General features: G+C 68.7%; 22 protein-coding genes. 19 read left to right on the top strand and 3 right to left on the bottom strand.

Annotation, left to right across the window (positions count from 1 at the left end):
- Positions 1–25: 25 nt before the first annotated feature.
- The 5 genes from fmt (at position 26) to ACWW1C_RS12895 (ending at position 4759) form a co-directional block, all read left to right on the top strand.
- Positions 26–952 (top strand): methionyl-tRNA formyltransferase, encoded by a 927-nt coding sequence (gene fmt, locus ACWW1C_RS12875; protein ID WP_455983784.1) that lies wholly within the window; start codon positions 26–28, stop codon positions 950–952.
- Complete coding sequence (locus ACWW1C_RS12880) at positions 949–2466, top strand: RsmB/NOP family class I SAM-dependent RNA methyltransferase (protein WP_455983785.1); 1518 nt, start codon at positions 949–951, stop codon at positions 2464–2466. The genes fmt and ACWW1C_RS12880 overlap by 4 nt, the downstream gene beginning before the upstream one ends.
- Before the next feature lie 5 nt (positions 2467–2471).
- Positions 2472–3179 carry a ribulose-phosphate 3-epimerase gene (gene rpe, locus ACWW1C_RS12885; protein ID WP_455983786.1) on the top strand — a complete coding sequence of 236 codons (708 nt, stop codon included), beginning with the start codon at positions 2472–2474 and terminating at the stop codon, positions 3177–3179.
- 23 nt (positions 3180–3202) lie between these two features.
- Positions 3203–4186, top strand: a complete 984-nt coding sequence (ribD, locus tag ACWW1C_RS12890) for a bifunctional diaminohydroxyphosphoribosylaminopyrimidine deaminase/5-amino-6-(5-phosphoribosylamino)uracil reductase RibD (RefSeq protein ID WP_455984258.1) — start codon at positions 3203–3205, stop codon at positions 4184–4186.
- A 327-nt stretch (positions 4187–4513) separates the two neighbouring features.
- On the top strand, positions 4514–4759 hold the full coding sequence (locus ACWW1C_RS12895; RefSeq protein ID WP_455983787.1) for a hypothetical protein: 246 nt from the start codon (positions 4514–4516) through the stop codon (positions 4757–4759).
- 75 nt (positions 4760–4834) lie between these two features.
- Here ACWW1C_RS12895 and ACWW1C_RS12900 read toward each other — a convergent pair whose 3' ends face one another.
- Together ACWW1C_RS12900 and ACWW1C_RS12905 are read right to left on the bottom strand one after the other, a co-directional pair.
- Positions 4835–6412 carry an MFS transporter gene (locus tag ACWW1C_RS12900; protein ID WP_455983788.1) on the bottom strand — a complete coding sequence of 526 codons (1578 nt, stop codon included), beginning with the start codon at positions 6410–6412 and terminating at the stop codon, positions 4835–4837.
- The gene (locus tag ACWW1C_RS12905; RefSeq protein ID WP_455983789.1) at positions 6412–7128 is read right to left on the bottom strand and encodes an LppX_LprAFG lipoprotein; all 717 of its coding nucleotides are present in this window, start codon (positions 7126–7128) and stop codon (positions 6412–6414) included. Before ACWW1C_RS12905 ends, ACWW1C_RS12900 begins: the two co-directional genes overlap by 1 nt.
- A 65-nt stretch (positions 7129–7193) precedes the next feature.
- On the opposite strand from ACWW1C_RS12905, the gene ACWW1C_RS12910 reads away from it, so the two are divergent.
- The 5 genes from ACWW1C_RS12910 to ACWW1C_RS12930 all read left to right on the top strand — a co-directional run bounded on the left by ACWW1C_RS12910 (position 7194) and on the right by ACWW1C_RS12930 (position 10617).
- Positions 7194–7676 (top strand): GNAT family N-acetyltransferase, encoded by a 483-nt coding sequence (locus ACWW1C_RS12910; RefSeq protein WP_455983790.1) that lies wholly within the window; start codon positions 7194–7196, stop codon positions 7674–7676.
- A gap of 10 nt (positions 7677–7686) precedes the next feature.
- Positions 7687–8295 carry a riboflavin synthase gene (locus ACWW1C_RS12915; protein WP_455983791.1) on the top strand — a complete coding sequence of 203 codons (609 nt, stop codon included), beginning with the start codon at positions 7687–7689 and terminating at the stop codon, positions 8293–8295.
- Between the two features lie 119 nt (positions 8296–8414).
- Positions 8415–9674 (top strand): bifunctional 3,4-dihydroxy-2-butanone-4-phosphate synthase/GTP cyclohydrolase II, encoded by a 1260-nt coding sequence (locus ACWW1C_RS12920; RefSeq protein WP_455983792.1) that lies wholly within the window; start codon positions 8415–8417, stop codon positions 9672–9674.
- 20 nt (positions 9675–9694) lie between these two features.
- A complete protein-coding gene (ribH, locus tag ACWW1C_RS12925; RefSeq protein WP_455984259.1) occupies positions 9695–10144 on the top strand; it encodes a 6,7-dimethyl-8-ribityllumazine synthase in 450 nt (149 codons plus the stop codon).
- Positions 10141–10617, top strand: a complete 477-nt coding sequence (locus tag ACWW1C_RS12930; protein WP_455983793.1) for a PH domain-containing protein — start codon at positions 10141–10143, stop codon at positions 10615–10617. Before ribH ends, ACWW1C_RS12930 begins: the two co-directional genes overlap by 4 nt.
- Here the strand turns inward: ACWW1C_RS12930 and ACWW1C_RS12935 are convergent.
- On the bottom strand, positions 10592–11068 hold the full coding sequence (locus ACWW1C_RS12935; RefSeq protein ID WP_455983794.1) for an N-acetyltransferase family protein: 477 nt from the start codon (positions 11066–11068) through the stop codon (positions 10592–10594). The genes ACWW1C_RS12930 and ACWW1C_RS12935 overlap by 26 nt on opposite strands.
- A gap of 36 nt (positions 11069–11104) precedes the next feature.
- On the opposite strand from ACWW1C_RS12935, the gene ACWW1C_RS12940 reads away from it, so the two are divergent.
- The 9 genes from ACWW1C_RS12940 to ACWW1C_RS12980 all read left to right on the top strand — a co-directional run bounded on the left by ACWW1C_RS12940 (position 11105) and on the right by ACWW1C_RS12980 (position 21905).
- A complete protein-coding gene (locus ACWW1C_RS12940) occupies positions 11105–11854 on the top strand; it encodes a hypothetical protein (protein ID WP_455983795.1) in 750 nt (249 codons plus the stop codon).
- Complete coding sequence (locus tag ACWW1C_RS12945) at positions 11851–13182, top strand: hypothetical protein (protein ID WP_455983796.1); 1332 nt, start codon at positions 11851–11853, stop codon at positions 13180–13182. The genes ACWW1C_RS12940 and ACWW1C_RS12945 overlap by 4 nt, the downstream gene beginning before the upstream one ends.
- Positions 13179–14513 carry a UDP-N-acetylmuramoyl-L-alanine--D-glutamate ligase gene (gene murD, locus ACWW1C_RS12950; protein WP_455983797.1) on the top strand — a complete coding sequence of 445 codons (1335 nt, stop codon included), beginning with the start codon at positions 13179–13181 and terminating at the stop codon, positions 14511–14513. The genes ACWW1C_RS12945 and murD overlap by 4 nt, the downstream gene beginning before the upstream one ends.
- Before the next feature lie 9 nt (positions 14514–14522).
- Complete coding sequence (gene uvrC / locus ACWW1C_RS12955; protein ID WP_455983798.1) at positions 14523–16541, top strand: excinuclease ABC subunit UvrC; 2019 nt, start codon at positions 14523–14525, stop codon at positions 16539–16541.
- Between the two features lie 56 nt (positions 16542–16597).
- Positions 16598–17488, top strand: coding sequence for an RNase adapter RapZ (gene rapZ, locus ACWW1C_RS12960; RefSeq protein WP_455984260.1), 891 nt, complete (start codon positions 16598–16600; stop codon positions 17486–17488).
- Positions 17485–18555, top strand: coding sequence for a gluconeogenesis factor YvcK family protein (locus ACWW1C_RS12965; RefSeq protein WP_455983799.1), 1071 nt, complete (start codon positions 17485–17487; stop codon positions 18553–18555). The genes rapZ and ACWW1C_RS12965 overlap by 4 nt, the downstream gene beginning before the upstream one ends.
- Positions 18552–19529, top strand: coding sequence for a DNA-binding protein WhiA (gene whiA, locus ACWW1C_RS12970; protein ID WP_455983800.1), 978 nt, complete (start codon positions 18552–18554; stop codon positions 19527–19529). The genes ACWW1C_RS12965 and whiA overlap by 4 nt, the downstream gene beginning before the upstream one ends.
- 100 nt (positions 19530–19629) lie before the next feature.
- Positions 19630–20649 (top strand): type I glyceraldehyde-3-phosphate dehydrogenase, encoded by a 1020-nt coding sequence (gene gap, locus ACWW1C_RS12975; protein ID WP_455983801.1) that lies wholly within the window; start codon positions 19630–19632, stop codon positions 20647–20649.
- A gap of 29 nt (positions 20650–20678) precedes the next feature.
- Positions 20679–21905 (top strand): phosphoglycerate kinase, encoded by a 1227-nt coding sequence (locus ACWW1C_RS12980; RefSeq protein WP_455983802.1) that lies wholly within the window; start codon positions 20679–20681, stop codon positions 21903–21905.
- Positions 21906–21907 lie beyond the last annotated feature (2 nt).

Consider the following 21907-nt stretch of genomic DNA (forward strand, 5'->3'; position numbering starts at 1 on the left):
TTGTGCCCAAGTAGCCTGGTGGATCGTGCGTATCGTCTTCGCCGGAACACCGGAACCCGCGCTGCCGTCATTGCGCCGGCTCATCGCGTCGCCCCGCCACGAGGTGGTCGCGGTGCTGACCCGTCCCGACGCGGCCTCCGGTCGCCGCGGCAAGCCGGCGCCGTCCCCGGTCGCGGAACTTGCTCTGGCCGAAGGTATTCCGGTGCTGCGGCCGGCGAAGCCGAATGAGCCCGAGTTCGTCGCCGAACTGGCCGAGCTGGCTCCGGACTGCTGCGCCGTCGTCGCCTACGGTGCCCTGCTGCGCGACGAGCTGCTGGCCGTGCCCCGCCTCGGCTGGATCAACCTCCATTTCTCGGTGCTGCCCGCGTGGCGTGGCGCCGCCCCGGTGCAGGCCGCCATCGCCGCGGGCGACGAGGTGACCGGCGCGACCACGTTCCTCATCGAACGTGCCTTGGATTCCGGTCCCGTGTACGGCGTGCTGACCGAGGCGGTGCGGCCCATCGACACTGCGGGTGATCTGCTGGCCCGGTTGGCCGACGCCGGCGCCGGTCTCCTGGAGACGACACTCGACGGCGTCGAGGACGGTGCGCTGACGGCGGTGCGGCAGCCCACCGACGGCGTGACGGTGGCACCCAAGGTCACGGTGGAAGACGCGCGGGTGCGCTGGGACCTGCCCGCGCATGTCGTCGATCGCCGCGTGCGCGCCGTGTCCCCGAATCCCGGGGCCTGGACCGAGATCGGCGACCTGCGAGTCAAGCTCGGGCCCGTGGTCCCGGTTGAGGCAGAACCGTTGGCGCCGGGCGTAATTCGCGTGCAGAAGTCAGGCGTGCTGGTCGGCACCGGGAGCACGCCGGTGCGCCTGGGTACGGTTCAGCCGCCGGGGAAGAAGGCAATGAACGCAGCGGACTGGGCGCGCGGCGCCCGGCTGGACGAAGGTGTGGTGGCCCGGTGACCGAACGGAGCGGACGCGGCGGCGATCGCGGGCGGCAAGGCCGTTCCAGCAATCAGGGCCGTCCCAGTAATCAGGGGCGAGCCGGCGGCCGGGATCGGCAGGACCGGCAACCGGGCCGGTCGCAGTCCCGCCCGGCCGACGCCGAACGCCGGGCACCCCGCGGTCCGCGGCGCAAGCCACTCGATCCGGCCCGCCAGGCCGCATTCGATGTGTTGCGCGCCGTCTCCGAGCGTGATGCCTACGCCAACCTCGCGCTGCCGGCCATCCTGCGCGACCGTGACATCACCGGCCGCGACGCGGCCTTCGCCACCGAACTGACCTACGGCACCTGCCGCTGCGTCGGGCTGCTCGACGCGGTGATCGAGAGCGCCGCCGGACGGCCGACCGACCGGATTGACGCCGTCCTGCTGGACCTGCTGCGTCTCGGCGCCTACCAGTTGCTGCGCACCCGGGTCGACGCCCATGCCGCGGTGGACACCACGGTGGAGCAGGCCGCTATCGAATTCGATTCGGTGCGTGCAGGTTTCGTCAACGGTGTGCTGCGCACCATCGCGAGCAAAGACGAAGCAGCCTGGGTGGCCGAGCTCGCGCCGTCCGCCGCCGCAGACCCGATCGGCCACACCGCCTTCACCCATGCGCACCCGCGCTGGGTCGCGCAGTCCTTCGCCGACGCCTTGGGCGCCGATGCGGGGGAGCTGGACGCGATGCTCACCAGCGACGACGAACGGCCCCTCGTGCACCTGGCCGCCCGGCCAGGTGAAATCAGCGCCGACGAGCTCGCCGCGGCGATCGGCGGCGAAGTCGGCCGGTTCTCGCCTTACGCGGTGTATCTGCCGGGCGGCGACCCCGGCCAGCTGGACCCGATCCGGGACGGCCTGGCGCAGGTGCAGGACGAGGGCAGCCAGCTGGTGGCCCGGGCGCTGGCCGAGGTGCCGCTGGAGGGCAACGACACCCGCTGGCTGGACCTGTGTTCGGGTCCCGGCGGCAAGACCGCGATGCTCGCGGCCATCGCCGCGCAGTGCGGCGCCACGGTGACCGCGGTCGAACCGACGGAGCACCGCGCGGACCTGGTCGAGCGCAACACCAGGGGCATGGGCGTCGAGGTGCTCCGGGTCGACGGCCGCGAATCGGGCCTGGAGCCCGGCTCCTTCGACCGGGTCCTGGTCGACGCGCCCTGCACCGGCCTGGGCGCGCTGCGTCGCCGGCCCGAGGCACGGTGGCGCCGGCAGCCCTCGGATGTACCCGGCCTGGCCCGGCTGCAGCGTGAATTGCTGGCTGCGGCAATCAAACTCACCCGCCCGGGCGGTGTGGTGCTGTACGCGACGTGTTCGCCGCATCTGGCCGAGACCGTCGGCGTGATCGCCGACGCCCTGCGCCGCCAGCCGGTCGAAGCGATCGACACGCGTCCGCTGTTCGCCCCGGCCGATCGACTGGGCCCCGGACCACACGTGCAGTTATGGCCACATCGGCATGGCACCGATGCGATGTTCGCCGCCGCGCTCAAAGTAGTCTGACCGCCATGGCAGGCCCATCTCCCGTCGCTCCGCTCGCCCACGCCCCACTGATCGCCCCCTCCATCCTGTCCGCCGACTTCGCCCGGCTCGCCGAAGAAACAGCGGCCGTCGAGGGCGCCGACTGGTTGCACGTCGACGTCATGGACAACCATTTCGTCCCGAACCTGACGCTGGGTCTGCCGGTCGTCGAGAGCCTGCTGAAGGTCACCGACATCCCGATGGACTGCCATCTGATGATCGAGGACCCGAAGCGCTGGGCTCCGTCCTACGCCGAGGCCGGCGCCTACAACGTGACGTTCCATGCCGAGGCCACCGACGACCCGATCTCCGTCGCCCGTGACATCCGCGCGGCCGGTGCCAAGGCCGGCCTGTCGGTCAAGCCGGGCACCCCGATCGAGCCCTACCTCGAAATCCTGCGCGACTTCGACACGCTGCTGGTGATGTCGGTGGAGCCCGGGTTCGGTGGCCAGAAGTTCATCGCCGAGGTGCTGCCCAAGGTCGCCGCGGTACGCCGGCTGGTCGATTCCGGTGAGCTGACCCTGGTCGTCGAGATCGACGGCGGCATCAACGTCGACACCATCGAGGCGGCCGCCGCGGCCGGTGTCGACTGCTTCGTCGCGGGCTCCGCGGTGTACAACGCGGCGGATCCGGGTGCCGCGGTCGAGTCGCTGCGGCGGCAGGCCGCCGCTGCCTCACCACATCTGGTGCTGTGACGCCGGACCTCATCGACGCCGCGATGCGGCAGGCCATCGGCCAGGCTGCTGCGGTGAAGGGCACGACCTACCCGAACCCGCCGGTCGGTGCGGTGATTCTCGACCGTGACGGCGAAGTGGCCGGTGTCGGCGGCACCCAGCCCGCGGGCGACGCGCATGCCGAGGTCATGGCGCTGCGCCGGGCCGGTACGCGCGCCGCGGGCGGCACTGCCGTGGTGACGCTCGAACCGTGCAACCACCAGGGACGTACCGGCCCGTGCGTCGACGCGCTGTTGGCCGCCGGGGTGGCGGCCGTGGTGTTCGCCGTGGCCGACCCGAACCCGGTGGCCGCGGGCGGTGCCCAGCGGCTGACCGACGCCGGCGTCACGGTGTCCGCGGGCGTGCTCGCCGACGAGGTCTCCGGCGGGCCACTGCGCGAATGGCTGCACCGCCAGCGCACCGGCCGACCGCATGTGACGTGGAAATTCGGGGCCAGCATCGACGGCCGCAGTGCCGCCGCCGACGGCACCAGCCAGTGGATCACCGGCCCCGCGGCCCGGGCCGACGTGCACCGGCACCGCGCGGTGGCCGACGCCATCGTCGTGGGCACCGGGACGGTGCTGGCCGATGATCCGACACTGACCGCCCGCCGGCCCGACGGCACCCTCGCGGCCCGTCAGCCGCTGCGGGTGGTGGTCGGCGAACGCGAGATCTCGTCGGAGTCCAACATCCTGAACGATGACTCCCGGACCATGGTGATCCGCACCCACGACCCGCTCGAGGTGCTCAGAGCGCTGTCCGACCGGACCGACGTGATCCTCGAAGGCGGTCCGACGCTGGCCGGGGCGTTCATCCGGGCCGGCCTGGTGGACCGGATACTGGCCTACCTGGCGCCCACGCTGCTGGGCGGACCGATCACGGCGATCGACGATGCCGGGGTATCGACCATCTCCCAGGCGCGCCGCTGGCGGTTCGACGGGGTCGAGACCGTGGGTGCCGACGTCCGGCTCAGCCTGGTACCGAACTGATTGCTCGGGCGTTTCCAGCGAACTTTTCGCGCCGTGCGGGGAGCCTCGGCGTCTGCGATGCGCTGTCCGAAACACCCGAAGTGATTCCCGAAAGCGGCTGAGATGTGCGATTCACCATGGCGCTCAATGTGATTGGGCTCACCGTGCCCCATCTTTAGTTTTGCTAATCGTTATCAGTTCGAGATCAACGTCGCGACATTCGTGCAGGAAGCCTCGATTGCGCATCCGTAAAATTGGGGGCAGACACCGGATCACCTGGATCCGGCTGAAATATCGCGCTCACCGATGTCGTTAGAGCGAAGGTGATCACGAGCAAAGGATACGAGCATGACTGCACTGCAGGACTGGCTCAGCTTCCGTCCGAGTGAAGATGGCATCAGGGACATGATGTTCCGCCGGCCCCTGCGGGCGGTGCTGAGTGTCGTCGAAGAGTTCGACGAGGCCGTGGACGGGGCGTTGGAACGCCTCGCGGCGCACGCGAACGGGTTGCATCCCGAGCCCGCGGCCGCGCCGACCCCGGCGTACATCCCGGACAACGTGGTACTGATGCGCCCGGGTATCGAGCGGTGCTAGTACGCCGCCGCTGAACAGGCCACATGCAACGGAGCCGCAGAGTCGATCGACTCTGCGGCTCCGTTGTCGTATGGCCTAGGCCACCGGTGCGGGATCGACCTCGGGAGCCGTTTCGGGTTCCTCGGCCTGCTCGTGGCGGCCGGCGATCAGCAGACCGGCCAGCGCACCCACCACACACACGATGGCGGTGATCAGGAAGATCGAGCTGTACTGCATGGTGTACGCCGTCTTCACGTTCTTCGTGATCTGTTCCGCCGCGTCGGCAAGGCTGCCGCCCTTGGCCGGGGGCAAGGCTGCCAGGTTCTGGTTGAACTTGTACAGACCCCACGCGGACAGCGCCGCCATCCCGATCAGCATGCCGATCATGCGCGACACCACGACCGCCGCGGAGGCGATGCCGTGCTGGGCCGTCGGGACCACCCGCAGCGTGGCCGAGGTCAGCGGCCCGATGACCAGACCCAGGCCCAGACCGGCGATGACGAGGTCGGTCGGCAGCTTCGGCAGCGCCACGATCGCGAGATCGTGACTGGCCGTCAGCACGTTCATGTCCCAGTGCGACACCAACAGGTACGCCGCCGCCGCGATGAGCAGGCCGGCGAAGGCGACGATCCGGTCGCCGATGCGGGTGGCGATCCAGCCGCCGACCAGCGCGCCGACCGGCAGGGCACCCAGGAACCACGCCAGCTTGAAGATCGCGTGGGCCTGATCGATCCCGAGTACACCCCGGCTGAACAGCTCGACGTTCACCAGCGTGACCATCAGCGCCGCACCCGCGCACAGCGACGACGCTAGGCCCGCCAGGAACGGCCGGAAGTGCACGCCCACTGGATCGATCAGCTTGGTGCGGGCCACCTTCTCCCACACGAAGAACCCGACCGCGACGACCGCGGCCGCGATCAGCAACGGCGGGCCGTTTTCCGGGAGCACCTGCTTGCCGTCCGGGTTGGGGTTGTACAGACCCCAGGTCGCCAGCCCGAGCGCGACGGCCAGCAGCACGCCGCCGAGGACGTCGATCTTCTCCGGCGTCTCGGTCTCGACACGTGACGGCAGGCTGAAGTGGATCATCACGATGGCCGCCAGGGTCAGCGGCACGTTGATCCAGAAGACATCCCGCCAGTCGTGCAGGAGCCACACGACGCCGACGCCATAGAGCGGGCCGAGCACGCTGCCCAGCTCCTGCGCGGCACCGATACCGCCGAGCACACCGGCGCGGTTGCGCGCGGCCCACAGATCGGCGGCCAGGGCCAGTGTCACCGGCAGCAGCGCGCCGCTGGCGACACCCTGGATGGTCCGGCCGACGATCAGCTGGTTCAGCGGCTCGATCAGCTCGTTGGCCGGGGCGAACATGCCCGCCATCGCCGTGACGATCGAGCCCACGGCGAACAGCACCAGGCTGAGCTGCAGCACCAGCTTGCGGCCGAAGCGGTCCGAGGCCCGGCCCAGCAGCGGCATCGCCGCGATATAACCCAGCAGATACCAGGTGACGACCGGCGTGACCTGCTGAATCTTGTTGATCGGGATGCCGATGCCGTCCGGCGGGTCCTTCATCATGTCGGTCATGATCGTCACGACGACATAGGTGTCGAGCGCGCCGAGCAGGACCGCGAGGCTGCCTGCGGCTATGGCGACGTGGCGGTTGTTGCCCCCGGCCATTACTGAACGTCGGGCTTGTTGACGGTGACCGGCTTACCCCAGTCCGTCAGCGTCATCTGCAGGTTGTTGCCCGGGCTGGTCTCGAGCTGAGCCTGCGCCAACTGGTGGTTGCCGCCCTCTTCGATCCAGGCGGTGCCCGGCAGAGCGTTGGTGACCTTCAGCTGCGGGGCGATCTTGTTGACGGCCTCGGCGGTGACGGTGCCGGTGACCTTGACGGTCTTGATGCCGTTGATCTCCTCGCGGCCCACGGCCTTGGCCTCGGTGAAGTTGTCCAGGATGTTGGCCAGGCCGGTATCCGGGCGCAGGATCGCCGAGATGTCGTAGATGGCGTCGGCGGGGCCGAAGTCCGACAGCGGGCCGCCGGCCGACAGCGAGGCGTACAGGTGGTTGTCGTAGACGACGAACGGAGCGTCCTGGACGCCCATGCCACCCACCGACAGGTTGGCCTTGCCCTGGCCGGCGACGGCCGGGGTCAGCGTCATGTCGCCGGTGAGCTTGGTCACCGTCATCTTGGCGATCTTGCCGTTGACGGTCAGGACCAGGTGCACGCTCTGCTGGCCGCGGGTCGTGTCGGCGGACTGCTTGAGGAGCGCCGTGGCGTCGGGCAGCGGGGTCTTGGCCTCTTCGGACTTCGAGCAACCGGAGACCAGGAGCACCCCGGCCATCACGGTGGAGAGTAGGGAAACAAGCATGGCGGAGCGTTTGCGCGTCTGCATGTCCTGCATCGTAATAGGTGCGCCCGACTAACCAGTTGCCTCGACCGACCGGTAGAACCACAGACATGGTTGCTGAACTCGAATTCCGGGCGGTTCCGATCGACTGCGGCGACGGTGCCGCGCTGGTGGGAGCCATGGAGGCCGAGATGGCGGAGCTGTACGCCGACGTCCGGGGCGGACTCGATCTGAACGCGGCGGACATGCCCAAGGCCGGGCCCGCCGAGCTCGGCCCGCCGCATGGCGTCTACCTGGCTGGATACCGCGACGGCCGACCCGTTTGCGGTGGCGGCCTCAAACGGCTGCCGGATGGCGCCTGCGAGATCAAGCGGATGTACGTGACACCGGAGGCGCGCGGGCAGGGTGTGGCCCGAATCCTGTTGCGGGCCTTGGAGGACGCCGCCCGTGAACTCGGTTACACGGTAGCCAGGCTCGACACCGGAGCGCGGCAGCCGTATGCCCAGCGCCTGTACGAGTCGGAGGGGTATCGGCCGGTCGCCAATTTCAACGGCAACCCGGTGGCGCACTACTTCGGCGAGAAGCGGCTTTAAGCTGGGCCCCATGTTCACCGGCATTGTCGAAGAGCTCGGCGAGATCGTCAGCAAGGACCAACTCGCCGACGCGGCGCGGTTCGTCATCCGCGGCCCGTTGGTCACCACCGATGCCGGGCACGGTGACTCGATCGCGGTGAACGGTGTGTGTCTGACGGTCGTCGACGTGTTGCCCGACGGCGCGTTCTCCGCCGACGTGATGGCCGAGACCCTCAATCGGTCCAGCCTCGCCGGCGCCGAGGTCGGGGGACGGGTCAACCTGGAGCGCGCCGCGGCGATCAACAGCCGGCTGGGCGGACACATCGTGCAGGGCCACGTAGACGGAGTCGGCACCGTCCTTGCGCGCACGCCGTCGGAGCATTGGGAGGTCGTGCGCATCGCGCTGCCGGCGCAGCTGGCCCGGTACGTGGTCGAGAAAGGCTCGATCACCGTCGACGGGGTGTCCCTGACGGTGTCCGGCCTGGGCCGCGACGAGCAGGGTGACTGGTTCGAGATCTCTCTCATCCCAACCACGTTGCAGCTGACGACGCTGGGCCGCGCCCCGGTGGGGACCACGGTGAACCTGGAAGTCGACGTCATCGCCAAATACGTCGAGCGGCTGCTCACCCCGGCGCAGTAGCGCCCGGTCATGCCGTGTCCGCTGAGCGGACCGGCGGGAGTAAGTCGGCCTGTACCAGTGGTTCATACTGGTAGGTGATCAACATGGCCCCTGAGGTGGCCACGGCAAGGGTGGTGGAGATGACGAGGCTTGATTCCGTCGAGCGGGCGATAGCCGATATCGCGGCGGGCAAGGCTGTCGTCGTCATTGACGACGAAGATCGCGAGAACGAAGGCGATCTGATCTTCGCCGCGGAGAAGGCGACGCCGGAACTGGTGGCCTTCATGGTCCGGTACACCTCGGGATACCTGTGTGTGCCGCTCGACGGCGCGGTCTGCGACCGACTGGGCCTGCTGCCGATGTACGCGGTGAACCAGGACAAGCACGGCACTGCCTACACCGTCACCGTCGACGTGAAAAAGGGTGTGGGAACCGGCATTTCGGCATCAGACCGGGCCAAGACCATGCAGGCGCTGGCCGACCCGGACGCGGTTGCCGACGATTTCACCAAGCCCGGACACGTAGTTCCGTTGCGCGCCAAGGACGGCGGCGTGCTGCGCCGCCCCGGCCACACCGAGGCCGCGGTCGATCTGGCCCGGCTCGCCGGGTTGCAGCCGGCCGGCGCGATCTGCGAGATCGTCAGCCAGAAGGACGAGGGCGCCATGGCCCAGACCGACGAGCTGCGTGTCTTCGCCGACGACCACGACCTGGCGCTGATCTCCATCGCCGATCTCATCGAGTGGCGGCGCAAGCACGAGAAGCACATCGAGCGCGTCGCCGAGGCCCGTATCCCGACCCGGCACGGTGAGTTCCGGGCCGTCGGCTACACCAGCATGTACGAGGACGTCGAGCACGTGGCGCTGGTGCGCGGCGATGTCTCCCCGGAGAACGGCGACGACGTCCTGGTCCGCGTGCACTCCGAGTGCCTGACCGGTGACGTGTTCGGCTCCCGGCGCTGCGATTGCGGTCCCCAGCTCGATGCCGCCATGGAGATGGTGGCCAACGAGGGCCGTGGCGTGGTCCTGTACATGCGTGGCCACGAGGGCCGCGGCATCGGCCTGCTGCACAAGTTGCAGGCCTACCAGCTGCAGGACGCCGGCGCCGACACCGTCGACGCCAACCTGGAACTCGGCCTGCCCGCCGACGCCCGGGACTACGGCATCGGGGCCCAGATCCTGGTCGATCTCGGTATCCGCTCCATGCGGCTGCTGACCAACAACCCGGCCAAGCGCGTGGGTCTGGACGGCTACGGCCTGCACATCATCGAGCGCGTACCGCTGCCCATCGGCCCCAATGCCGACAACATCCGGTACCTGATGACCAAGCGGGACCGGATGGGTCACGACCTCATCGGCCTCGACGATTTCGCCGGTGACGCGACAGACGGAGAACTCAAGTGAGCGGTGTCGGTGTTCCGGATATGCCGGCGCTCGACGCGTCCGGACTGAAGCTGGCCATTGTCGCCAGCACGTGGCACACCAAGATTTGTGATGCGCTGCTCGACGGCGCGCTCCGGGTGGCCACCGCATCGGGGATCGCCGAGCCGACCGTGATCCGGGTGCTCGGTGCCATCGAAATCCCGGTCGTGGCACAGGAATTGGCCAAGACCCACGACGCGGTGATCGCGCTGGGCGTGGTGATCCGTGGTGGCACACCCCATTTCGACTATGTGTGTGACGCGGTCACGCAGGGTCTGACGCGAGTGTCGCTCGATGAGTCGACACCGGTCGCGAACGGGGTGCTGACGGTCAACACCGAAGAGCAGGCCATCGACCGTGCCGGCCTGCCCGGCTCGGCGGAGGACAAGGGCGAGCAGGCCGCATCGGCGGCTCTTGCCACTGCGATCACCCTGCGTGACCTGCGTCGATGACGAAGGAGACCACCAGCTGGGACCTGGAGGTCCGGCCGCAGCGGGTGAAGGTCGTCGCCTACGTGGCCGCCGCCGTCATCATCGCCGTGCACATCACGGTGGGCGCGCTGCTGAAAATTGGCGCCACCGGCGTGATCTTCCAGACCGCCGACCAGGTGTCCATGGCGTTGCTCGGGATCATCCTGGCTGGCGCGGTGCTGCTGCCGACGCGGTCGCGGCTGCGGGTCGGGCCGGCCGGCATCGTCGTCCGTAACGTGTTGAGCGACAAGACCATTGCCTGGCCCGACGTCGTCGGGGTGTCGTTCCCGCTGGGGGCGCGGTGGGCCCGCGTCGACCTGCCGGACGACGAGTACGTCCCGATCATGGCCATCCAGACCGTCGACAAGGCCCGTGCCGTCGACGCGATGGACCGCCTCCGCGACCTGGTCGCGAAGTACCGCCCGGACCTCAGCTCAACGTCAAAGACATCGTGAGCTCGTCTGCCGGACCGGGACCATGCGAACCCTCGGCCGCGTCGGCCGTGGCGACGAACCCGAAGGCGCGATAGACCCCCAGTGCGGCGGTGTTGTTGCGGTGCACTCGCAGCGTCACGGTGCGTGCACCCAGGTCCCGTCCCCAGTCGATGGCCGCGGTCAGCAGGGTGCGCGCCACGCCGTGGCCGCGGGCGACCGGATCGGTCCACAACGAGTACAGGTACACCGAGCCGGGACTGGCCCGATGCGCGGCGATCAGGCCTACCAGGCGGTCGTCATGTGCGAGGGCGAACTGGGCGTGGGCCCGCAACCGCCGGCGCCACTGCGTCCCGGTGAAGCTCATCTCGGTGCGATACTCGGCGTCGTCGGTCCCCGCCGAATCGGCCAGCGCGCGCAGTCGCAGCGCGGCGAACACCCGCCAGTCGGCTTCGGTGAGCCGGATCACCCCCACCTGGGTGCTCCCTCCATAGGATAGAATTTGCTGATAGTGACCGATTTTCGCATGCCTTCGCCGCCGCCGGACGTCGCGGCGATCGCACCCGCCGAACTGGTCGACCGCCTTGGTGCGTACCCGACGGTGACCGTGCCGATCTACCAGGGCCGGACCGTCGACACCGCGTGGCTGTGGCACCACCTCGCCGAACCCGCGGACTACTTCGGGCTGACCATGCCCACCCAGACCGATCTCGACCTGGCGCTGGCTCCGTTCTCGAGCGGGCCGGCCTTGGTGGCCGCGACCGTGACCATCACCGGCGAAGGCCGGTGTGCGGCGACGAGTGCGCCCTCCCAGGTGTATGCCCCCGAGCCCGTCCGGATCGGGTGGCGCGACGGCGACTGGACGGCGCCGGCCGCCACCGACGAGCAGTGGCTGCGGATGGCGGCCCGGACCACCAGCCTCGGCACCGTCGACCTGCTGCTGCGTCGGCTGGCCGAGCGGGGCTGCGTGGACGGCATCGGGCCCGGCCCCGACGTCACCCCGGCCGTGGCCGGTGCGCTGGTGCTCGACATCGGTGCCGAGCTGGTCGGCGTCGACAATCCGGAACCTGTCTCGATCCTCGAGCAGTTGCAGGCCTGTGGTGTCATGCGAGCCGTCGCGCGTCGCGCCGCCGTGCCGGTCGACCAAGTGCGCCACGCCTGGTGGATCTCGCCGCTGTACCGCACGCAGCCTGTCGCGCAATTCGGCGACCACGCTGTCCCCGTTGATTGTTCCCATCCGTCGTTCCTGGAGCAGCTGTGACCAAACCTTTTGTCCCACAGTCCTACAAGTCGTTCCGCATCGACGGGTACGACGTCGAGGGCGGCGTGTTCCGTGGGCGCTACACCATGTGCGGGGCCGATTCCGCCGACGACGTCAGCTTCGCCGAGACCGTCGATTTCGGGGACAGCCTGAGCGGTGGTCGTCCCGACGATCGGCTGCTGCGGTTGCTGACGCTCACCTGCTCGCTGAGCTACTACAAGGCCGCGGCGCCGCCGCAGATCGAAATCGCCTTCCCGACTTACGATTTCGAACGCGAATATCTGCGCCAGGTGCTGGCCGGTGGTCTCGGTGAATACGCATACCGCAACAACCTGCCCGGCGCGCTCAACCCGGAGATCATCGGTGACCGCGCGGATACCGGCCCGCACGACCCCGACACCTGGAACCCCGACGCGGCGCCACTGGTACCGGTCGGCGGTGGCAAGGACTCGGTGGTGACCATCGAGGCCCTCGCGCCGCTGCAGCCGGTGCTGTTCAACGTCAACAAGTTCGACCCCATCGACCGGTGCGTCGAGATCAGCGGACTGCCGCACGTGCGCGTCATGCGCTCCATCGACCGGACCCTCATCGACGTCAACGCCGCCGGTGCCTACAACGGGCACATCCCGGTCACCGCGATCAACAGCATCATCGGACTGATCGTGGCCGACGCCAACGGCCTGGGTCCGGTCGTGCTGTCCAACGAACGCTCGTCCAACGTCGGCAATGTCGAATGGATGGGCCAGGACATCAACCATCAGTGGTCCAAGAGCGTCACGTACGAGACGCTGCTGCGGGACACCCTCGCGTCGCACGGGCTGAATCCGGACCGGTATTTCTCGCTGCTGCGCGGCCTGTCGGAGTCGCAGATCGCCGATCGGTTCGCCGCCAGCCCACAGTATTTCCGGGCCTTCATCAGCTGTAACCGGCCGTTCGCGCTCGACGCCGGCCGGCGCGGCGCCACCTGGTGTGGCCACTGCCCGAAGTGCCAGTTCGTCTTCGTGCTGATGGCGCCGCGCCTCGGCCGCGACGAGGTGGAGGCGATCTTCGGGCGAAACCTGTTCGAGAACACCGACAGCCGCGCCGAGTTCGAGGACATTCTCGGAGTGGGTGCACACAAGCCGTTCGAGTGTGTCGGCGAGTACTACGAGGCCGCCGAATCGATGCTGACCATCCTCGACGACGACTCGTGGGCCGGTCTGCCGCTCGTCGAGCAGTTCCGCAGCGCGCGAGCCGATCTGGCGCGCGTCGCCGCCGACCATGACGACAGCCCGGCGGTGCAGTACGTGCCCGAGCGCTACCGCGCCGCCCTGGACCATCGGCCATGACGTCACAGCGTCCGCAGCTCACCGGCGCCGCTGTCGGCATCTGGGGTTTCGGCAAGGAGGGCCAGTCGCTGGCCCGGACCGCGGCGGCCGAGGGCGCGGCGCGGATCGACGCCGTCGACGACGCCGGCCGGGGAACGCTCGATGCCCCCGCAGATATCGCCAACCTGAACCTGTGGCGTGGTGCTGAGCACCTGACCCGACTGGCGGACTGCGACGTGGTGTTCCTCAGTCCCGGAATACCTTGGCATCAGCCATTTTTCGCCGAGCTGCGCGATGCCGGGACCACGCTGTCCAGCGCCGCCGACTGGTACCTGCGGCGGTATGCCGCGCAGACGGTCGGCGTCACCGGGACCAAGGGCAAGAGCACGACGGCGTCGTTCCTGTCGCACCTGCTGTGCCGGCTGGGCGCGGATGCCGTGGTGGCGGGCAACATCGGTACCCCGCTGTCGGATCTGGAGCCGGGCCCGGACGCTGTGGTGGTCGCCGAGCTGTCCAGCCAGCAGTGCGCACTGGTGACCGCCTCGCCGCGGATCTCGGTGATCACCAATCTCTTCGAGGACCACCTGGACTGGCACGGCGACATCTCGGCCTACCATCGCGCGAAGGCCAATATCTTCGCCTGCGGCGGTGAGGTTCTGGTCACCACACCACAGGTCCTGGCCGCCCTTGATCGGCTCGGCATCGTGTTGCCGCCCGTGGTGCGCACCGTCGACCCGGCGGGCGTGACACGTCCCGAAGGCGACTACGTCATGGCCTACGAGCACAACGTCGTCAACGGCGCCCTGGCGGCCGTCGCGGCCGCCGAGGTGCTCGGCCGGCCGGTGACCGAGGACGAATTCCTCGGCGCGGTAACGACATTCGAGGCCCTGCCGCACCGGCTCCAGGTGGTGCGCCGTACCGGGGGCGTGCGCTGGATCGACGACACCCTGGCCACCACCGGGGAGAGCGTGGTCGCCGCATTGCGCGCGATGCGGCCCGACGACCGGGTGGCCCTCATCGTCGGCGGCATGGACCGTCAACTCGACTATGACCAGATCGACGACTATCTGCTCGCCGGCGCACGTGACGTTCACCTCATCCAGGGGCCGACCAACGGGGCCGAGATCGGGCGCCGTTTCGCCGCGGCACACCCGGAGTCGGTGTACCCGGTGGACAGCCTGCGGGCGGCGGTGCGGACCGCGGCCGCGGTACCAGGCGTGACGGCCGTGCTGCTCTCGCCGGGTGCGGCGAGTTACGACCTATACGCCAACTACGTGGCGAAGGCCGCGGCGTTCTGCGAGTTCATCGATGCCGAGATCGGCGTCTCAGATGCTGTCAGCCAGTCGAACTAACCTGTAACAGTGCCTGATCCATCGACGTACCGGCCCGCGCCGGGAACCATCCCGTTGGAGCCGGGGGTGTACCGGTTCCGGGATCCGCACGGCCGGGTCATCTATGTCGGTAAGGCCAAGAGCCTCCGTAGTCGGCTGAACTCGTACTTCGCCGACCTGTCGGCGCTCGCACCGCGCACCCGCCAGATGGTAACCACGGCCGGCAGTGTCGAGTGGACGGTCGTCACGACCGAAGTCGAAGCGCTGCAACTGGAATACAACTGGATCAAGGAATTCGATCCCCGGTTCAACATCCGGTACCGCGACGACAAGTCGTACCCCGTGCTGGCGGTGACCCTGGGCGAGGAGTACCCGCGGCTGTTCGTCTACCGCGGCCCGCGTCGCAAAGGCGTCCGGTACTTCGGCCCGTACGCGCACGCCTGGGCCATCCGCGAGACGCTCGATCTGCTGATGCGGGTTTTCCCGGCGCGTACCTGTTCGGCTGGAGTTTTCAAGCGGCACAACCAGATCGGGCGACCCTGCCTGCTGGGCTACATCGACAAGTGCTCGGCTCCGTGCGTCGGGCGGGTGACCGCCGCCGAGCACCGCAAGATCGTCGACGACTTCTGCGACTTCCTGGCCGGCAAGACCGACCGGCTGGCCCGCGACATGGAACAGCAGATGGCCGAGGCCGCCGAGGAACTGGAGTTCGAGCGGGCCGCGCGGTTGCGGGACAACATCTCGGCGCTCAAGCGCGCACTGGAGAAGCAGGCCGTGGTGCTCGGTGACGGCACCGACGCCGACGTGGTGGCCTTCGCCGACGACGACCTGGAAGCCGCCGTGCAGGTCTTCCATGTCCGCGGCGGCCGGGTCCGGGGTCAGCGCGGGTGGGTCATCGAGAAGTCCGGCGAACCAGGGGAGTCCGGCGTGGACTACCTGGTGAGCCAGTTCCTCACGCAGTTCTACGGCGATCAGGCCGAACTGCGCGGAACCGGACCGACCGACGAGACCACCAACCCGGTGCCCAAAGAGGTTCTGGTGCCGGTACTTCCGGACAACGCCGGCGAACTCGCCGACTGGCTGTCCGGCCTGCGGGGCTCCCGCGTGCAGCTGCGGGTGGCGCAGCGCGGCGACAAGAAGGCCCTGGCCGACACGGTGCAGCGCAATGCGCAGGGTGCGCTGGCGCAGCACAAGCTCAAGCGGGCCGGCGACTTCAACGCCAGATCCGAAGCACTGCAAAGCATTCAGGATTCGCTCGAGCTGGACGACGCGCCGCTGCGCATCGAGTGCGTCGACATCAGCCACGTGCAGGGCACCGACGTGGTGGCCTCGCTGGTGGTGTTCGAGGACGGGTTGCCGCGCAAGTCCGACTACCGGCACTACGCGATTCGCGAGGCTGCCGGTGACGGCCGGTCCGACGACGTGGCATCCATTGCCGAGGTGACCCGCCGGCGCTTCGCGCGACATGTCGCCGACACCCAGGTCGTGGACCCCGAAACCACGGATACCGCCGGAACCCCCGCGCGGCCAAAGCGATTCGCGTATCCACCCAACCTGTTCGTCGTCGATGGCGGCGGCCCGCAGGTGAATGCGGCGGCGGCGGTGCTGGACGAATTGGGCATCACCGATGTGGCGGTCATCGGCTTGGCGAAACGCCTGGAAGAGGTGTGGGTTCCCGAACAGCCGGACCCGCTGATCATGCCGCGCAACAGCGAGGGCCTGTATCTGCTGCAGCGAGTGCGCGACGAAGCCCACCGGTTCGCCATCACCTATCACCGCAGCAAGCGGTCCAAGCGGATGACGGCGTCGGTGCTCGACGCGATCCCCGGTCTCGGCGAGCATCGGCGCAAGGCGTTGGTCACGCACTTCGGTTCGGTGGCGCGGTTGAAGGAGGCCGGCGTCGACGAACTGACCGCGGTGCCGGGCATCGGGGCGGCGACGGCGCAGGCAGTGGTCGATGCGCTGAGGTCTGATTCCCCGGGGCCCGATTCCCAGCCGGAATCGGGGGCGGCGCCGACCGATATCGGCAATGATCGGACAGGGCAGTGAGCGCAGCACCAGCGGATGAGCAGCGGGGGATGAACGAAGTCGTGACGGACGATCAGATGGACGGTGCAGCTGGTGACGCCGCCGGTGAAATCGACGTGGTCCTGGTCACGGGGTTGTCCGGCGCCGGCCGTGGCACCGCCGCCAAGGTGCTCGAGGATCTCGGCTGGTACGTCGCCGACAACCTGCCGCCGGAGCTCATCACCCGCATGGTCGAGCTGGGTCTGGCGGCCGGTTCCCGCATCACCAAGCTGGCCGTGGTGATGGACGTCCGGTCCCGGGGCTTCACCGGCGACCTGGATTTTGTTCGCCGTGAATTGGCGACCCGCAGCGTCGTTCCGCGAGTGCTGTTTCTGGAGGCGTCCGACGACATCCTGGTGCGCCGCTACGAGCAGAACCGCCGCAGCCACCCACTGCAGGGCAATCAGACGCTCGCGGAAGGTATTGCCGCCGAGCGGAGATTGCTGGAGTCGGTGCGCGCAACGGCCGATCTGATCATCGACACCTCGACGCTGCCGGTGCCGGCGCTGCGTGCCAGCATCGAACGCGCCTTCAGTGGGGAGGCTGTGGCCGGGACGAGCGTGACGGTCGAATCTTTCGGCTATAAATATGGTCTGCCGATGGATGCCGACACCGTGATGGATGTCCGGTTCCTTCCGAATCCGCATTGGGTCGACGAGTTGCGGCCCCACACCGGGCAACATCCGGCGGTTCGGGACTACGTGCTGGGACAAGAGGGCGCCGCCGAGTTCCTGGACACCTACCATCGGCTGCTGGGGGTTGTGATCGACGGCTATCGCAGGGAGGGGAAGCGCTATATGACGGTGGCCATCGGCTGCACCGGCGGCAAGCATCGCAGTGTTGCGATCGCCGAGGCGCTGGCCAACCGGCTGCGTGGTGGCGACCACCTGACCGTGCGGGTGCTGCACCGGGATCTGGGGCGCGAATGACGGAAGATCGCGCACCCGCGCGCATCGTGGCGCTGGGCGGCGGCCACGGTCTGTACGCGACGCTGTCCGCGGCGCGGCGGTTGACGCCACATGTCACCGCCGTCGTCACCGTCGCCGATGACGGTGGTTCGTCCGGCCGGCTGCGTTCCGAACTGGACATCGTGCCGCCGGGTGATCTGCGAATGGCATTGGCGGCCTTGGCATCTGACAGTCCGCACGGACAGCTGTGGGCCACCATCATCCAGCACCGCTTCAACGGCAGCGGCGCGCTGGCCGGTCACCCGATCGGCAACCTCCTGCTCGCCGGCCTCAACGAGGTGCTGGCCGACCCGGTGGCCGCGCTCGACGAGCTCGGCCGGATTCTGGGGGTCAAAGGCCGGGTGCTGCCGATGTGTCCCATCGCGCTGCAGATCGAGGCGGACGTATCCGGGCTCGAGGCCGATCCGCGGATGAGTCGCGTGATCCGCGGCCAGGTCGCGGTCGCCACCACACCGGGCAAGGTGCGCCGGGTCCGGCTGCAGCCGGGTGATCCGCCGGCCACCCGGCAGGCGGTCGATGCCATCATGTCGGCCGATCTCGTGGTGCTCGGGCCGGGCTCGTGGTTCAGCAGCGTGATCCCGCATGTGCTGGTGCCCCAGCTACTGGCCGCACTGCAGGCGACCTCGGCGCGTCGGGCACTGGTGCTCAATCTCGCCGCCGAGCCGGGGGAGACCGCCGGGTTCTCCGCCGAACGGCATGTGCACGTGCTGTCACAACACGCCCCGGGCCTGACGGTGCACGACATCATCGTCGATGCGGCGAGCGTGCCCAGCGAGCGGGAGCGCGACCAACTGCGGCGGGCGGCGTCGTTTCTCGACGCCCAGGTCGAGTTTGCTGACGTATCCCGACCTGGTACACCTTTACATGACCCGGCACGGCTTGCGGCTGCTCTGGAGCGGGTGCGTCTCAACGGCAGCGCACCGGCCCGGCCCGCATACGAGCCATCCACTCCCGCCGCTCGGTCGGCCGACGGATTCCGTCAGCAGCCGACCCCTGAAGGACCAAGAGGTGACGATTCGTGGCGATGACGTCGGAAGTGAAGGACGAGCTGAGCCGGCTGGTCGTCAACTCGGTGACCGCGCGCCGGGCCGAGGTGGCGTCGCTGCTGCGGTTCGCCGGCGGCCTCCACATCGTGGCCGGCCGCGTCGTCGTCGAGGCCGAGGTCGACCTGGGCAGCATCGCCCGGCGACTGCGCAAGGACATCTACGACCTGTACGGCTACAACGCCGTCGTGCACGTGCTGTCGGCCAGCGGCATCCGCAAGAGCACCCGGTACGTGGTGCGCGTCGCGCAGGACGGCGAGGCGCTGGCGCGCCAGACCGGTCTGCTCGATCTGCGTGGCCGGCCCGTTCGCGGTCTGCCGGCCCAGGTGGTCGGCGGTAGCGTCGGCGACGCCGAGGCGGCGTGGCGCGGCGCGTTCCTGGCCCACGGTTCGCTGACCGAGCCCGGGCGGTCGTCGGCGCTGGAGGTCAGCTGCCCCGGACCGGAGGCGGCGCTGGCATTGGTCGGTGCGGCCCGCCGGCTCGGAGTCAGTGCCAAGGCGCGTGAGGTCCGTGGCAGTGATCGGGTGGTGGTGCGCGACGGCGAGGCCATCGGTGCGTTGCTGACCCGGATGGGCGCCCAGGACACCCGGCTCAACTGGGAAGAGCGGCGCATGCGCCGCGAGGTGCGCGCGACCGCCAACCGGTTGGCCAACTTCGACGACGCGAACCTGCGCCGGTCCGCGCGCGCGGCCGTCGCGGCCGCGGCGCGGGTGGAGCGGGCCCTCGACATCCTCGGTGACACGGTGCCCGACCATCTGTCCGCCGCCGGCCGGTTGCGCGTCGAGCACCGGCAGGCATCCCTCGAGGAACTCGGCCGGCTGGCCGACCCGCCGATGACGAAAGACGCTGTGGCAGGCCGGATTCGGCGCCTGCTGTCGATGGCCGACCGGAAGGCGAAGTTGGACGGCATCCCCGACACTGAGTCGGCCGTCACCCCGGACCTGCTCGACGACGCCTAGCGCGAGTCTCCGGTACCGCACGTGAGGTTCCTCACCGCACTAGGCTGGCTGAGGATTCACCGCATGACCTGTCCAGGGATACCGGCAAAGGAGCACAGCAGTGACTATTCGGATCGGCGTCAACGGTTTCGGGCGCATCGGGCGTAACTTCTTCCGGGCCCTGGATGCGCAGCAAGCGCAAGGTCAGAACACCGATCTGGAGATCGTGGCGGTCAACGATCTGACGTCGACCGATGCGCTGGCGCATCTGCTGAAGTTCGATTCGATCCTGGGCCGGCTGCCCTATGAGGTGCGCGCCGAAGGCGACACCCTCGTGGTGGGCGACACCAAGATCAAGGCACTGGCCATCAAGGAAGGCCCGGCGGCGTTGCCGTGGGGTGAGCTCGGGGTGGACATCGTGGTGGAGTCCACGGGCATCTTCACCGACGCGGCGAAGGCGAAAGGGCATCTGGATGCCGGGGCCAGGAAGGTGATCATCTCCGCGCCGGCCACCGGTGAAGACATCACCATCGTGATGGGTGTCAACGACGACAAGTACGACGGCACTCAGAACATCATCTCGAACGCCTCGTGCACCACGAACTGCCTGGGCCCGATCGCCAAGGTGCTCAACGACGAGTTCGGCATCGTGCGGGGCCTGATGACCACGATCCACGCCTACACCCAGGATCAGAACCTGCAGGACGGGCCGCACAAGGATCTGCGCCGCGCCCGTGCGGCCGCGATCAATATCGTGCCGACCTCCACCGGTGCGGCCAAGGCCATCGGTCTGGTGTTGCCCGAGCTCAAGGGAAAGTTGGACGGGTACGCGCTGCGGGTGCCGGTGCCCACCGGGTCGGTGACCGACCTGACCGCCGAGCTGGGTAAGTCCGCGTCGGCGGCGGAGATCAACGCCGCGATGCAGGCCGCCGCCGAGGGGCCGCTCAAGGGGATTCTCAAGTATTACGACGCGCCGATCGTGTCGTCCGATATCGTCACCGACCCGCACAGTTCGCTGTTCGATTCCGGGTTGACCAAGGTCATCGACAACCAGGCCAAGGTCGTCTCCTGGTACGACAACGAATGGGGCTACTCCAACCGGATCGCTGATCTGGCTGCGCTGGTCGGCAAGTCGCTGTAGATGGCAAGTGAAGCAACAGAAAGACAGGTATGAGCATCAAGACCCTCGATGAGTTGCTGGGAGAAGGTGTAGAAGGGCGGGGCGTTCTGGTCCGTTCCGACCTCAACGTCCCGCTCGACGATGACGGCAACATCACCGATCTCGGCCGGATCATCGCCTCCGTCCCGACGCTGTCCGCGTTGGCCGACGCAGGTGCCAAGGTCGTCATCACCGCCCACCTCGGCCGGCCCAAAGGCGGGCCGGAGCCCAAGTTCTCGCTGGCGCCGGTTGCCGCAGCGCTGGGGGAGAAGCTGGGCCGGCACGTCCAGCTGGCCGGTGACGTCGTCGGCACCGACGCGCTCGCCCGCGCCGAGGGACTGACCGACGGCGACGTGCTGCTGCTGGAGAACATCCGCTTCGACCCGCGCGAGACCAGCAAGGACGACGCCGAGCGCGCGGCCCTGGCCCGTGAACTGGCGGCTCTGGTCGAGGGCCCCGACGGTTCGCCGGGCGCGTTCGTCTCCGACGGCTTCGGGGTCGTGCACCGCAAGCAGGCTTCGGTGTACGACGTCGCGAACATCCTGCCGCACTATGCCGGCACACTGGTGGACGCCGAGGTCAAGGTGCTCGAGCAGCTGACCAGCTCCACCGAGCGGCCCTACGCCGTCGTCCTCGGCGGGTCAAAGGTCTCCGACAAGCTCGCCGTCATCGAGAACCTCGCCACCAAGGCCGACAGCATCATCATCGGCGGGGGTATGTGCTTCACCTTCCTTGCGGCCCAAGGACTTTCGGTCGGCACCTCGCTGCTGCAGGAGGAGATGATCGACACCTGTAAGCGCCTGCTCGACACCTACGCCGACGTCATCCACCTCCCCGTCGACATCGTGGTGGCCGACAAGTTCGCCGCCGACGCCGCGTCGGAGACAGTCGCATCCGACCGGATCCCGGACGGCAAGATGGGCCTGGACATCGGACCCGAGTCGGTGAAGCGCTTCACCGCGCTGCTCTCCAACGCCAAGACGGTGTTCTGGAACGGCCCGATGGGCGTCTTCGAGTTCCCGGCGTTCGCCGACGGCACCAAGGGCGTCGCCGAGGCCATCATCACCGCAACGTCCAAGGGCGCGTTCAGCGTCGTCGGCGGCGGTGACTCGGCTGCCGCGGTTCGCCAGCTCGAACTGGCCGAAGACGGCTTCTCCCACATCTCGACCGGTGGCGGCGCGTCGCTGGAGTACCTCGAGGGCAAGACCCTCCCGGGCATCGAAGTGCTGGGGTCGTAGGC

This window comes from Mycobacterium sp. HM-7, assembly GCF_053852335.1.

Excerpts from the sequence above, each read along its gene's own strand:
- rpe (WP_455983786.1), top strand. The coding sequence starts at position 2,472 with ATGGCAGGCCCATCTCCCGTCGCTCCGCTCGCCCACGCCCCACTGATC.
- ribD (WP_455984258.1), top strand. The coding sequence starts at position 3,203 with ATGCGGCAGGCCATCGGCCAGGCTGCTGCGGTGAAGGGCACGACCTAC.
- ACWW1C_RS12895 (WP_455983787.1), top strand. The coding sequence starts at position 4,514 with ATGACTGCACTGCAGGACTGGCTCAGCTTCCGTCCGAGTGAAGATGGC.
- ACWW1C_RS12900 (WP_455983788.1), bottom strand. The coding sequence starts at position 6,412 with ATGGCCGGGGGCAACAACCGCCACGTCGCCATAGCCGCAGGCAGCCTC.
- ACWW1C_RS12905 (WP_455983789.1), bottom strand. The coding sequence starts at position 7,128 with ATGCAGACGCGCAAACGCTCCGCCATGCTTGTTTCCCTACTCTCCACC.
- ACWW1C_RS12910 (WP_455983790.1), top strand. The coding sequence starts at position 7,194 with ATGGTTGCTGAACTCGAATTCCGGGCGGTTCCGATCGACTGCGGCGAC.
- ACWW1C_RS12915 (WP_455983791.1), top strand. The coding sequence starts at position 7,687 with ATGTTCACCGGCATTGTCGAAGAGCTCGGCGAGATCGTCAGCAAGGAC.
- ACWW1C_RS12920 (WP_455983792.1), top strand. The coding sequence starts at position 8,415 with ATGACGAGGCTTGATTCCGTCGAGCGGGCGATAGCCGATATCGCGGCG.
- ribH (WP_455984259.1), top strand. The coding sequence starts at position 9,695 with ATGCCGGCGCTCGACGCGTCCGGACTGAAGCTGGCCATTGTCGCCAGC.
- ACWW1C_RS12930 (WP_455983793.1), top strand. The coding sequence starts at position 10,141 with ATGACGAAGGAGACCACCAGCTGGGACCTGGAGGTCCGGCCGCAGCGG.
- murD (WP_455983797.1), top strand. The coding sequence starts at position 13,179 with ATGACGTCACAGCGTCCGCAGCTCACCGGCGCCGCTGTCGGCATCTGG.
- rapZ (WP_455984260.1), top strand. The coding sequence starts at position 16,598 with ATGGACGGTGCAGCTGGTGACGCCGCCGGTGAAATCGACGTGGTCCTG.
- ACWW1C_RS12965 (WP_455983799.1), top strand. The coding sequence starts at position 17,485 with ATGACGGAAGATCGCGCACCCGCGCGCATCGTGGCGCTGGGCGGCGGC.
- whiA (WP_455983800.1), top strand. The coding sequence starts at position 18,552 with ATGACGTCGGAAGTGAAGGACGAGCTGAGCCGGCTGGTCGTCAACTCG.
- ACWW1C_RS12980 (WP_455983802.1), top strand. The coding sequence starts at position 20,679 with ATGAGCATCAAGACCCTCGATGAGTTGCTGGGAGAAGGTGTAGAAGGG.